This is a genomic window from Paraburkholderia sacchari (assembly GCF_000785435.2).
GTDB lineage: Bacteria > Pseudomonadota > Gammaproteobacteria > Burkholderiales > Burkholderiaceae > Paraburkholderia > Paraburkholderia sacchari.
In genome coordinates this window covers 51,527-64,696 of sequence record NZ_JTDB02000016.1, presented here as the reverse complement: position 1 = coordinate 64,696, position 13,170 = coordinate 51,527, and the positions used below count along the sequence as shown (strand labels likewise).

Annotated in this window: 9 protein-coding genes; 7 read left to right on the top strand and 2 right to left on the bottom strand. The window is 66.0% G+C overall.

What is annotated here, in order from left to right:
• Window positions 1–35 precede the first annotated feature (35 nt).
• The 3 genes from NH14_RS31790 (at window position 36) to NH14_RS31780 (ending at window position 2,577) form a co-directional block, all read left to right on the top strand.
• Window positions 36–1,784 (top strand): ClcB-like voltage-gated chloride channel protein, encoded by a 1,749-nt coding sequence (locus NH14_RS31790; protein ID WP_035532605.1) that lies wholly within the window; start codon window positions 36–38, stop codon window positions 1,782–1,784.
• Window positions 1,785–2,051: 267 nt separating this feature from the next.
• Complete coding sequence (locus NH14_RS31785) at window positions 2,052–2,318, top strand: hypothetical protein (protein WP_035532603.1); 267 nt, start codon at window positions 2,052–2,054, stop codon at window positions 2,316–2,318.
• A 28-nt stretch (window positions 2,319–2,346) separates the two neighbouring features.
• The gene (locus tag NH14_RS31780) at window positions 2,347–2,577 is read left to right on the top strand and encodes a DUF2795 domain-containing protein (RefSeq protein ID WP_035532601.1); all 231 of its coding nucleotides are present in this window, start codon (window positions 2,347–2,349) and stop codon (window positions 2,575–2,577) included.
• 19 nt (window positions 2,578–2,596) lie between these two features.
• Here the strand turns inward: NH14_RS31780 and NH14_RS31775 are convergent, their stop codons facing one another.
• Complete coding sequence (locus NH14_RS31775) at window positions 2,597–3,229, bottom strand: TetR/AcrR family transcriptional regulator (RefSeq protein WP_035532599.1); 633 nt, start codon at window positions 3,227–3,229, stop codon at window positions 2,597–2,599.
• 347 nt (window positions 3,230–3,576) lie between these two features.
• Between NH14_RS31775 and NH14_RS31770 the strand changes: the two genes are divergently transcribed.
• The 4 genes from NH14_RS31770 (at window position 3,577) to NH14_RS31755 (ending at window position 10,246) form a co-directional block, all read left to right on the top strand.
• A complete protein-coding gene (locus tag NH14_RS31770; RefSeq protein WP_084225875.1) occupies window positions 3,577–4,803 on the top strand; it encodes an efflux RND transporter periplasmic adaptor subunit in 1,227 nt (408 codons plus the stop codon).
• Entirely contained in the window at window positions 4,800–7,991 is a 3,192-nt protein-coding gene (locus NH14_RS31765) for an efflux RND transporter permease subunit (protein ID WP_035532598.1), read from the top strand. Before NH14_RS31770 ends, NH14_RS31765 begins: the two co-directional genes overlap by 4 nt.
• Window positions 7,988–9,526 carry an efflux transporter outer membrane subunit gene (locus tag NH14_RS31760; protein WP_084225874.1) on the top strand — a complete coding sequence of 513 codons (1,539 nt, stop codon included), beginning with the start codon at window positions 7,988–7,990 and terminating at the stop codon, window positions 9,524–9,526. Before NH14_RS31765 ends, NH14_RS31760 begins: the two co-directional genes overlap by 4 nt.
• Window positions 9,527–9,826: 300 nt before the next feature.
• Window positions 9,827–10,246, top strand: coding sequence for a YfiM family lipoprotein (locus NH14_RS31755; protein ID WP_035532596.1), 420 nt, complete (start codon window positions 9,827–9,829; stop codon window positions 10,244–10,246).
• Between the two features lie 291 nt (window positions 10,247–10,537).
• Here NH14_RS31755 and NH14_RS31750 read toward each other — a convergent pair whose 3' ends face one another.
• Window positions 10,538–13,036, bottom strand: coding sequence for a penicillin-binding protein 1A (locus NH14_RS31750; protein ID WP_035532595.1), 2,499 nt, complete (start codon window positions 13,034–13,036; stop codon window positions 10,538–10,540).
• Window positions 13,037–13,170 lie beyond the last annotated feature (134 nt).

Genomic DNA, 13,170 nt, shown 5'->3' with positions numbered 1-13,170 from the left:
GCGGCATCCACTGACCAGAAAAATACCAAACCGCCGTGCTGTCATTCCTGCTGAAACTGCGCACCCGCGCCCGCGATCTCTTTCGCCTCTCCGACGCCCACACGATGTTGATCTGGTCGGTCATCGTCGGTATAGCCGGTGCGTTCGCGACCGTGCTCTTTCGCGAAGGCATCGCCCATCTGCAGATCCTCTTCACGGGCAGCGAAGGCAGCTTCGTGGCGATGGCGCGCCGCCTGCCCTGGCACACGCGCATCTGGCTGCCGGCCGCGGGCGGTTTCGTGGCGGGCTGCTGCCTGCTGATCGCGAGGCGCAGCAGCGCGCCCGGCGGCGGCGGCAAGCCGATGCACACCGACTACATCGAAGCCGTGGCGATCGGCGACGGCGTGATGCCAGTCGGCAAGAGCATCTGGCGCAGCATGTCGTCGCTGTTCACCATTGCAAGCGGTGGCTCGATCGGCCGCGAAGGCTCGATGGTGCAGCTCGCCGCGCTCGCCGCCTCGCTGATCGGCCGCTGGGTCCACTTCGATCCGCAGCGCCTGCGCTTGCTGGTGGCCTGCGGCGCGGCGGCCGGTATCACCTCGGCCTATAACGCGCCGATCGCGGGGGCCTTTTTCGTCACCGAGATCGTGCTTGGCGCGATTGTGATGGAAAGCTTCGGGCCGATTGTCGTCGCCTCGGTGGTGGCGAACATCACGATGCGCGAATTCGCCGGCTACAAGCCGCCGTACGAGATGCCGGTGTTTCCGCCCGTCACGGGCGTCGAAGTGCTGTTGTTCGTGGCGCTCGGCCTGCTGTGCGGGGCGCTCGCGCCGCGCTTCCTGTCGCTGCTCGACCTGACGAAGGCCGGCTTCGGCCGGCTGAAGCTGCCGCTGCCCGCCAAGCTCGCGCTGGGCGGCTTTGTCTGCGGCGTGCTGTCGATCTGGACACCCGAGGTCTGGGGCAACGGCTATAGCGTCGTGAACTCGCTGCTGCATTCGCCGTGGACATGGACCGCGCTTGCCACGGTGCTCGTGTTCAAACTCGTCGCGACCGCCGCGACCGTGGGCTCGGGCGCGGTGGGCGGCGTGTTCACGCCGACGCTCTTCATGGGCGCCGTGATCGGCTGCCTGTTCGGCCAGGGAATGCAGGCGATCTGGCCGCACGGCATCTCGGCGCCGTACGCGTACGCGATGGTCGGCATGGGCGCGTTCCTCGCGGGCGCAACCCAGGCGCCGCTCATGGCAATCCTGATGATCTTCGAAATGACGCTCAGCTATCAGGTAGTGCTGCCGCTGATGCTCTCGTGCGTCGTGGCGTACTTCGTCGCGCGCGCGACGGGCAAGAAGTCGATGTACGAAATCACGCTGCATCGCAACCGCGAGGAAGCCGAGCGCCTGCGCCTGCGCGCCACCCAGATGCGCGAGCTGATCCGCCCCGCCGACACCGTGGTGCGCGCCGACGCCTCCGTGCAGGAGATGACGCGCGTGTTCCTCGAATACCCGGTGAAGTATCTCTATGTCACCAACGATGACGGCCGCTTTCTCGGCGCGGTCGCACTCGCCGACATCACAAACGACCTGATGCAAAAGCGCGATACCTCGAACAAGCACGCGAGCGACTACATCAAGCCTTCGTTCGACGTGCTCACGCCCGACATGCCGCTCGCGGTGGCCTTGCAGCACTTCATGTCGTTCCAGGGCGAGCGTCTGCCCGTAATCGAAAGCGCGCAGCATCCAACGCTGGCCGGGGTGGTCTACAAGACCTCGCTGCTCGACGCGTACCAGCGCATGACGCCGGAACGCTGACGCGGCCAAAAAAGCACGCGCGTTCGAGACGTACTGGCACATTTGCTGCCATTATGGGACCGTCGTTCGCGCGTGCGCACCCGGGCATCGTTTCCCGCCCGCCGTCTCCTGCCTCATTGCGCGCGCCGCGGCGCGTCACGCTCTTCCCGGGTCCGCCGTGAGGCCATGCCCTCGAACCGTGGCCGCCCTGCCGCCCCGGTCAGCCGGATCGTCGTGGCACGGCACTTGCTGCGACCCTCGGGCCGCATGAGGAAAGGAGGTCGAGCGATGAAAACCTCGACACTGATGACCACCGTGCTGTTGTCTGCCTCGTGTTTTGCTGCACCCGTGCACACCCAGGACGCCCAGGTCGATCGCGCAAGCGCCCCGGTTCAGGCGCCCTTCGTGCACTCGCCGATGAACGACGTCCCTGTGGCGCCGCCCGCGCCCGATATCCCGGCCGCTATCGGCGCCCAGCACTGGAAATACCTGTCCCTGCCGAAACCTCACCGCCTGGATCAGACCGTGATCCCGGTCCTGCATCAGCAAACCTGAACGCGACGGCCCGCAAAGGATCTGCCAGATGTCCGCCACGCCCATTCCCGAAGAGCCAATCGATCTCCAGTTCGCCGACGTGCTGCGTGACGTGCGCTGGCCGACCAACAAGGACGAGCTCGTGGAAGCCGCTCGCGCCGCCGGCGCGAGCAACGAGGTGCTGGCGATCCTCGACGGTCTGCCCGAACAGGACTATCGCGACGTGGCCTCGGTCACGCGCCTGATCGGCAGCAACTACGGTCCAGGCCTCGGCATCTGAGGCCTGTTGCGCGCACGGTTCAGGCGTCGCGCCCGAACACCACGCGCGCAAAGAAGCGGCCAAGCACCTCCGTGACAACCGGCGGCGTGACGTGCTGCGGATCGGCGGCGGCAAGAAACTGCACGCCGTCACACAAGCCGATCAACCCGATCACGAGCAGCTCGGGCGCAAGCGTGACCGGCGTGCCCGCGCGCGTCGAAAACTCCTCGATATAGGCGGCCAACTGATCGCGCTTGTCCTTCATGAAGGCGTTAAAGCGCGTACGAAAGCGTGCATCGCGCGCAGCGAGCAGCTTGGCCTCGACCCACAGCAAGAATGCCTTGTTGTCCTGCGGCAGGCGGCTGTAGTACTGGATCACGCGCGCTTCCATGTCGTCGCGCGATATGTTCGCGGCAAAAATCGCGCGCAGGTCGGCCTGCATCGCCTCGTGATCGCGCCGCAGCAGTTCCACCAGCAGCTCCGACTTGCTGCGGAAGTTCGAATAGAACGCCCCGCGCGTATAGCCTGCTGTCTGGGCGATATCTTCCACGCTCGCGCCCACGAATCCCTTGCGCATGAACATGGCCTGGGCGGCATCGAGCAGGCGCGCGCGCGTCTGGTCGCGGCTTTGCTCGCGGGTGAGTCGAGTGCGCTTGGCGGGTTGGCGCGTCATGGCGTAGACAAGTCGGACAGAAATTGAGGCGGCGCGATCGTAGCGCGAGTCTAGCACTGAACGATTCCTCTGATTCAAATGAGTATTCAGATACACCATTGTATTAGAATTCATGGAATCATCTGGGACCGGCCGCCCCGCAAGGCAGGAGACATCGAAGCGCACTACGCGCGGCCGGACTCAGCAACGGAGCACAACAAGCCAATCCCGAGGTCATCCGGCCCGGTCAACCCGGCCCTCTCAGCCAGCACGGCGCACTGGGCCTGCGTCAGGGACTGTTTGCGCTCATTGCAAGCCCTGGTATCGAGGTCCATGTGAATCATTGCGGTCGCGGCGCATCGAGCGGAATGCGCAATCAATCCGGTGGGTTCGTCGCATCGGCCCAGTTCCTCCGGCAAACGCCGCAGGCGCTGCGGCACGGCCTGGCGCGCCTCGTGAGCCCGCTTGCCCGGGTTGCCTCGTTATCCTCCTTGGCAGCACTCTGCGCGCTCGCGAGCCTCGCGGGCTGCGAGAAAAAGCCGGAAGCAGCGCCCTCGCCACGCCCGGTTGTCTCGATGATCGTCCACCGCGACGGCGCCGGCCCTTCGGCCACCTGGCCCGGCACCGTGCAGGCGCGCTACGCCACCCCGCTTTCGTTCCGCGTGAACGGCAAGATCGTCGAACGCAGCGCCCGTCTTGGCGACACCGTGAAGCCCGGCCAGGTGCTCGCGCGCCTCGACCCCGCCGACTACGAGAAGAATGCTGCAAGCGCTCAGGCACAGTACGACGCCGCACAGCACCGCTTTGAATTCGCGAAGCAGCAACTCGATCGCGACACGGCCCAGGCTCAGGCCAACCTCATCGCGCGCGCACAGTTCGAACAAACGCAGGATGCCTATGCTTCGGCCGCGGCCCAACGCGATCAGGCAAAGCAACAGCTCGCGCTCGCTCGGGACCAGCGCCGCTACACCGTGCTCGCGGCCGATCACGCAGGCGTCATCACTGCAGAAAATGCCGATACCGGCCAGAACGTGCAGGCGGGCCAGCCGGTCTACCAGCTTGCGTGGGCCGGCGACGTGGACGTGGTGAGCGATCTGCCCGAAAACGCCATCGCCGCCCTGCACACTGGCGACACCGCGCAAGTCACATTGCCCGCGCTGCCGGGCCGGCAATACACGGCCAAAGTGCGCGAGCTGGCCGCCGCCGCCGACCCGCAAAGCCGCACGTGGCGCGTGAAGCTCACGCTCGATCAGCCGGACGCCGAGGTGCGTCTCGGCATGACCGCGAATGTCGCGCTCGCGGCCGACTCCGGCCATGCCGCCACCGTTGCGCAGCCCGACGGCGGCGCCTTCACGATACCGTCCACCGCGCTCTTTCACGAAGGCAACGCGCCCGCGCTGTGGATCGTGCAAGGCGCGGACAACGTGCTGCAATTGCGCCGCGTAAGCGTCTCGCGCTACGACGCACGCACGATTACGGTCACGCAGGGCCTGAACGACGGCGAGCGCATCGTGCTGCAAGGCGTGCATACGGTTACTTCGGGCGAAAAGGTGCGCCCGGTCGCGCCGCTGCACCCTGAGGATTTCGCGTCATGAGCCAGCTCAGTGACCGCCGCGGTGACCAGCCGAGTGACCACGAGCCGGGCTCCGATCATGACGAAGGGCGCTTCAATCTTTCGGCATGGGCGCTGCGCCATCAGGCACTGGTCATCTTCGTGATCGCCCTCGCCACGATCTTCGGCGCACTCTCCTACTCGCGGCTCTCGCAGTCGGAGGACCCGCCCTTCACGTTCCGCGTGATGGTGATCCAGACCTTCTGGCCCGGCGCCACCGCGCGCCAGGTCGAGGACGAAGTCACCGGCCGCATCGGCCGCAAGCTCCAGGAAACGCCCTATATCGACTACCTGCGCAGCTATTCGCGCCCCGGCGAATCGCTCGTGTTCTTCGTGATGAAGGACTCCGCGCCCGTGAGCGAGGTGCGCGAGACCTGGTATCAGGTGCGCAAGAAAGTAGGCGATATCGCGCCAATGCTGCCGCCCGGCGTGCAAGGCCCGTTCTTCAACGACGAGTTCGGCGACGTCTACACCAACATCTATGCGCTCGAAGGCGATGGCTTCTCGCCCGCGCAATTGCACGACTATGCCGACAATCTGCGCGAAGAACTCTTGCGCGTGAAGGACGTCGGCAAGGTCGACTATTTCGGCGATCCGAATCAGCGCATCTTCGTGGAGATTCCGAACGCGCAGCTCACGCGCCTGGGCATTTCGCCCACGCAGATCGGCCAGGCGATCGGCGCGCAGAACAGTGTCGCGGCGGCCGGCACGATCAATACCGCCGACGACCGCGTGTTCGTGCGCCCGAGCGGGCAGTTGACCGACCTCAAGGCGCTCGCGGACACGCTCATCGGCGTGAATGGCCGCAGCTTCCGCCTCGGCGACATCGCCACGATCAGGCGCGGCTATGACGAGCCGCCCGCCACGCAGATGCGCTTCCAGGGCAAGGCGGTGCTCGGCATCGGCGTCACGATGCAGCCCGGCGGCGACGTGATCGAGCTCGGCCATGCGCTGGACAAGCGCATCGAGGAGCTGCGCCGCGAACTGCCCGCGGGCCTGAAGCTCGTGGAAGTGTCGAGCATGCCCGACGCGGTCTCGCGTTCGGTCGACGACTTCATCGAGGCGGTGGCAGAGGCCGTGGGCATCGTGCTCGTGGTTAGCCTCGTGTCGCTCGGCGTGCGCACCGGCATGGTGGTCGTGATCACGATTCCGATCGTCCTCGCCATTACCGCGCTCGTGATGTATCTGTTCGACATCGGCCTGCACAAGGTCTCGCTCGGCACGCTCGTGCTCGCGCTGGGCCTGCTCGTGGACGACGCCATCATTTCCGTCGAAATGATGGCCGTGAAGCTCGCGCAGGGCTGGAACCGCACGCGCGCCGCCGCGTTCGCGTACACGAGCACGGCATTCCCGATGCTCACCGGCACGCTCGTCACGGTTTCGGGCTTCCTGCCCATCGTGCTCGCGAAATCGAGCACGGGCGAATACACGCGCTCGATCTTTCAGGTTTCGGCAATCGCGCTGATCGCATCGTGGTTCGCGGCGGTCGTGCTGATTCCGCTGCTCGGTTATCGGCTGCTGCCCGAGCGCAAACACAGCGCCGGCGCACAGGGCGCCACCCAAGGCGCGGCGCACGGCGAACATCGCGAAGACGACATCTATGACACGCCTTTCTACCACCGCCTGCGCCGCTGGGTCGGCTGGTGCATCGAGCGTCATTTCGTTGTGCTCGCACTGACCGGAGGGTTGTTCGTGCTTGCGCTCGCGGGCTTCGCGGTGATTCCGCAGCAGTTTTTCCCGAGCTCGGACCGCCCCGAGCTGCTCGTGGACGTGCGCCTGCCCGAGGGCGGCGCGTTCGACGCCACGCTGCGCGAAACGAAACGCCTCGAAGAAGCGCTGAAGGGCCGGCCCGAGATCGACCACTCGATCGACTTCGTCGGCACCGGTGCGCCGCGCTTCTATCTGCCGCTCGATCAGCAGTTGCAGAGTCCGAACTTCGCGCAGTTCGTCATCACGACCAAGTCCGTGGAGGATCGCGAGAAGCTCGCGAGCTGGCTCGAAACGAAGGTGCGCAACGACTTCCCGGCTGTGCGCACGCGTCTTTCGCGCCTCGAAAACGGGCCGCCTGTGGGCTATCCCGTGCAGTTTCGCGTGAGCGGCAACGACATCGCGACCGTGCGCAGCATTGCCGAGCGCGTGGCCGCGATCATGCGCGCCGACAAACGCGCCGACAACGTCCACTTCGACTGGGACGAGCCCGCCGAGCGCTCGCTGCACTTCGAGATCGACCAGCAAAAGGCGCGCGCGCTCAACATCTCCTCGCAGGACGTTGCGAACTTCCTGCAGATGACCTACTCCGGCTACACCGTCACGCAGTACCGCGAACGCGACAAGCTGATCGGCGTGGACCTGCGCTCGCCGCCGAACGAACGCGTGGCGCCCGCCCATATGCTCTCGCTCGCCATGCCTACACCGAACGGCCCCGTGCCGCTCGGCGCGATCGGGCATCTCGAGAACACGCTCGAATACGGCGTGATCTGGTCGCGCGACCGGCAGCCCACGCTCACCGTGCAAGCCGACGTGCGAGCGGGCGCGCAAGGCATCGACGTCACGCATGCGCTGCATAAGCAGCTGGAGCCGATACGCGCCACACTGCCCTCCGGCTACCGCATCGAAGTCGGCGGCTCAGTCGAGGAAAGCGCGAAAGGCCAGGCGTCGATCTACGCGCAGTTGCCGATCCTCGCGATCGCCGTGCTCACGCTGCTCATGATCCAGCTGCAAAGCCTCTCGCGCGTCATGATGGTCGTGCTCACCGCGCCGCTCGGGCTGATCGGCGTCGCGCTCGCGCTGATCATCTTCCGCGAGCCGTTCGGCTTCGTCGCGATGCTGGGCGTGATTGCCATGTTCGGCATCATCATGCGCAACTCGGTGATTCTCGTGGACCAGATCGAGAGCGACATCCGCGCCGGACACAAGCGCTTCGACGCCATCGTTGGCGCAACGGTGCGGCGCTTCCGCCCGATCATTCTGACCGCGGCGGCCGCCGTGCTCGCGCTGATTCCGCTCGTGCCCTCGAACTTTTTCGGGCCGATGGCGACCGCGCTGATGGGCGGCATCACGAGCGCAACCGTGCTCACCCTGTTCTTCCTGCCCGCACTGTATGCCACCGCGTTCCGCGTGCGCAGCAGCGAGACCGACGCGCCACGCCCCAATGCGGAGAACGCATCATGAAAGAGTCCGCACCGATGAAGACGCGCCGTTCGCTCGCATGGAGTCCAGCGAGCCTGCGCACGGGCGCGGCAGCGCTGTGCACGCTGTTCGCGAGCGCCTGCGCATGGGGTCCGGGCGGCGCGCCGCCCGCGATGCCCGAACCCGCGCACTATGGCGCGCAAGCGCAGCCCGCGCAAACGGTGGCGGCGCAAGGCGTCGCCCAGCAATTCGTGACAGGTGCGCAACCGGTGCCGCAATGGTGGACGCTCTATGGATCGCCCGAACTCGATGCGCTCGTCGATGAAGGCCTCGCCAACAATCCGAACCTTGCCTCCGCCGATCATAGCCTGCAAGCCGCACGCGAGCAGTTGCGCGGCCAGGTGGGCAGCTCGATGCTGCCCACCGTCGACGCGCTCGGCGTCGCGCAGCGCCAGCATGTGCCGGCCCCCCCGCAGCTCGGCGTCGACAAGCTCCAGTACGATGTGTTCGCGGGCCTCGTTCGGGTGAACTACACATTCGACATTTTCGGCGCGACGCGACTGAACAACACCGCGCTCGCCGCACGCGTGAACATGCAGGCATTCGAGTACGAGGCGGCACGCCGCGCGCTCGCGGCGAACATCGTGACGAGCGCGCTGGGCGCGGCCACGCTGCGCGCGCAGATCGACACGACCGAGCAGCTCGTCGCGCTCGCCAACGCACAGGCCGACGACGTGCAAAAGCGCTACGCGCTAGGCGCGGCCTCGCACACCGATCTGCTCAACGCGCAGCAAAGCGCCGCTTCGCTCGCCGCGAACTTGCCTGGGCTGCGCCAGCAACGCTCGGCGCTGCGCCACGCGCTCGCCGTGCTGCTCGGGCGCACGCCCGACGCCGCACCGCCCGACCTCGACCTCGCCAGCCTGACCTTGCCCGCTCAGGTGCCGGTCGTCGTGCCCTCGGCGCTGCTCGAGTCGCGGCCCGATATCCAGGCCGCCGGCGCGGCGCTGATTGCAGCGTCCGCCGATGTAGGCGCCGCCACGGCGCAGATGTTCCCGAGCATCACGCTTTCCGCGGACCTCGGCAAGGCCGGCTTCAGTTGGCCCATGTTGACCTCCGGCGCGGGCGCGCTCTGGATGCTCGGCGCCTCGCTCACGCAGCCGCTGTTTCACGGCGGCGCACTCCTCGCACAGCGTCGCGCGGCGTTACAGTCCTACGATGCGGCCAATGCGTCATACAAGCAGACCGTGCTCGCGGCGTTCCAGGACGTCGCCACCCGGCTTGCCGCGCTCGAGCACGACGCCGAGGCGCTTGATGCAGCCGGCACGTCGGCGCAGACCGCGCAGGGCGTCTTTGACGAGACGAACGCACGTTACAAGCTGGGTGCGGTGCCTTATTACGCCGTGCGCCAGAGCGAGCAACAATGGCGCAACGCGCGGCTCGATGAAATCCGCTATCGCGGCACGCGTCTCTCGGATACGGCCGCGCTGTTCCAGGCAATGGGGCAGCCGCCAACGAGCGCCGGTGCCTCGGCGTCCAACGCTCGAGCTCGTGCCGCGACGACCCCGGCGCGAGACTAAGCCCGCCGCCCTGGCCCGAGGCGCGCGCAAAAACAAATAAAGCAACAGCTACACTGCGCGAGCTTCGTTCAAGCCTCTTCCATCCGCACCGCGTCTGTCGTCCATTTCCGTCAGAAAGATCTGAGCACTAATTTCAAGATACAACTGCTAAACTGCGTCGCAAATCGAGATAGCAGACAATAAATTACTTCGTATTGCCACATAAATCGCGAGCGTTTCATCCAGCGACCTGCCATCGCCACATATGCTGCCGATGCAGCCTGTGCGCGTCGGCGCATTACAACCTCGACGACATCGATCATGACACTCGTATCGAATCGCGGCCTCTGCGCCGCAGCGCTTCTCACGGCCAGCGTCGCTGCGCACGCCGACCTCCATTGCGCCACGGAGCGCAGCGGCTTCCGCGTGGAATCGGATAGCTGGGGCGGCACCGACAAACTCGAGCACTTCGCGGTTTCCGCGCCGTTCGGCGCGCTTGGGGGTTGGCTCACGCGCGACACCGATCATCCCGTGGTATACGGTACGCTGATCGGCACGGTACCCGGGCTCGCGCTGGAAGTCCTGAACGGCACCTGCCCCAGCGGCGGCTTCTCGTACAAAGATCTATTCGCCGATGCGCTGGGCGCGTTCACCGGCGCGTGGCTCGCGCACTGGGCGATCACCTGGTCGCGCGAGCCGCACAGCCACACCATCGGTTTGCAGTACGGCAATACCTTCTGATGCGCCACGCGGTGCTCCAATGTGCTCCGGCGTGCGGACGGCCTTGTGGATCAGTGAGTTAGCTTCGCTCTCCCAATGTTATCAACAGGGCCTTCAACAAAAACTGTGGACAACGGAGCATCCGGCCGACGCCGGGCTTATCCACAGTTTTTGTTGAAGGCCCTGTGGAAAAGCCCTGGGCAACCCAGCCAAGTCCCTGATGCAAAAGCAAAACAGCGAGCCAAAATAAAACGCGGCACACCGTTGCCGGTGTGCCGCGTTCAGGACAACTCGCCCATCAATGAGCGCCCATCAGGGCTTGTTCGTTTCGAACAGATCCATGATCTGCTTGCGCTCGCTCTGTGTGACGCTCGGCGTCGGCAGTCCGCCCGGTCCCATGCTGCCGGTCGCCCCGCTCGCATCGCTGGCCCCGCCCGCCGCGTTGCCCGACTCCATGCCGACCGCCGAGACAAAGCCCGCGCCCGGCGTCGCATCGGAGTAGTACAGCTCGCCGCCGATCGTCGTGAGACCCGACGGCATCGGCGGCTCTTCCTGCGGCACGCTGCGCAATGCTTTGCTCATGTACTCCACCCAGATCGGCAGCGCGAGTTGCGCGCCGAACTCGCGGCTGCCGAGGCTCTTCGGCTGGTCGTAGCCCATCCACGCCACGGCCACGAGGTTGCGCTGATAGCCGGCGAACCAGCCGTCGTGCGCGTCATTGGTCGTACCGGTCTTGCCCTGCAGGTCGTCGCGGTGGAGAACGTTGGTGCCCGCGCCCGTGCCCGCCGTCGCCACCGAATGCAACAGGCTGTTCATCACGAACGCGTTGCGCGGCGAGAGCGTTTGCGGTGCGTTCTGGCCCGCCACGAGCGGCTGGGCCCGCAGGATCGGCTGACCGTGCGCATCGTCGACCTCGGCGATCAGGTACGGGTTGATGCGATAGCCGCCGTTCGCGAACACCGAGTACGCGCCCGCCGACTGCAGCGGCGTGACGAGACCCGCGCCCAGCGCCATCGGCAGATACGGCGGCGTCTTGTCCGCGTCGAAGCCGAAGCGCTGCGTGACGTAGTCCTGCGCGTACTTCGTGCCGATGTACGAGAGGATGCGGATCGACACGAGGTTCTTCGACTTCTGCAGCGCGAGGCGCATCGACATCGGGCCTTCGGGATAGTCGTCGTCCTTCGGCTCCCACGCGTCGCCGCCCGGCGTGCTGGGCGGGAAGTACAGCGGCGCATCGTTGATCATGGTGGCGGGCCCCAGGCCCTTCTCGAGCGAAGCCGAATAGATGAACGGCTTGAAGCTCGAACCCGGCTGGCGCCACGCCTGCGTGACGTGGTTGAACTTGTTCTTGTTGAAGTCGAAGCCGCCAATCAGCGCGCGAATCGCACCGTCCTGCGGCCTGAGCGAAACCAGCGCGCCTTCCACCTGCGGCAGCTGCGTGATTTGCCAGTTGTTCTTGCTGTCCGTCATCATGCGCACGATCGAGCCGGGCCGAATCTTCAGGGCCGCGGACGCGCGCGCCGAAAGCCCGCTCGCGACGAACCGCAGCCCGTCGCCGGTGACGGTGATCTGAGTGCCGTCGAGCAGCTGCGCGGTGACCGACTTCGGGCTCGCATCGATGACCACCGCCGAGACGATGTCGCCGTTATCGGGGTGATCGGTGAGCGCGTCGTCGATGGCCTGATCGCGGTCGTCGCCCGCCGCGGGCAGTTGCACGAAGCCTTCGGGACCGCGATAGCCGTGGCGGCGCTCGTAATCCATCACGCCCTTGCGCACGGCCGCGTAGGCCGCGTTCTGATCGGCGGAATCGATCGTCGTGGTGACCGTGAGGCCGCGCGTGTACGTTTCGTCCTTGTACTGCGCATACATCATCTGGCGAACCATTTCCGCAATGTACTCCGCATGCACGCTGTACTCGGTGCCCGCGGTGCGCGTATGCAGCGGCTCCTTGATCGCTTCGTCGTACTGCGCCTGGGTAATGTAATTCAGGTCGAGCATGCGCTTGAGGATGTACTCCTGACGAATCTTCGCGCGCTTCGGATTGACGATCGGGTTATACGCGGACGGTGCCTTCGGCAGGCCCGCAAGCATCGCTGCCTCGGCGAGCGTGATGTCCTTGAGGTCCTTGCCGAAGTACACGCGCGCCGCTGCCGAGAAGCCATAGGCGCGCTGCCCCAGATAGATCTGGTTCATGTACAGCTCGAGGATCTGGTCCTTCGTGAGCGCGCGCTCGATCTTGTAGGCGAGCAGCATCTCGTAGATCTTGCGCGTATAGGTCTTCTCGCTCGACAGGAAGAAGTTGCGCGCGACCTGCATCGTGATCGTGCTCGCGCCCTGCGACGCGCCGCCGTGCATCAGGTCGGCGATGCCCGCGCGCAGGATGCCGACGAAATCCACGCCGCCGTGCTCGTAGAAGCGGTAGTCCTCGATCGCGAGCACCGCTTTCTTCTGCACGTCGGGGATGTCCTGGAAGCGCACGAGCTGGCGCCGCTCCTCGCCGAACTCGCCGATCAGCACGTGATCGGCGGTATAGATGCGCAGCGGCACCTTGGGCTGATAGTTGGTGAGCGCATCGAGCGAAGGCAGTTGCGGCCCCATCACGACGAGCGCGTAGCCGAGGATCAGCGCGCCGATCACGCACAGCGTGGCGATCAGGCCGGCGAACCAGAGCGCGATCGTCGCGCCGAACGAGCGGCGGCGCACGCGCTCGTTGCGCGGGTCCTCGCGGCGCTGCGGCTGACGTTCATGGTTGAAGGAGGGTTCCCGATCGTTCGGGTACTGCGCGGAAGGCGGTCGTTTGATGATAGGCATGACTGGAATGATTGGCGCGTGGGTTTCGCGCCCCCGGCTGCGCGCGGCTTGCGCGCATAGATCTCGATCCTGGCGTCATGGCGCCAATGCGGCGTGTGACAGCATGTGACAGACAGCGCCGCCTGCATGAGCGC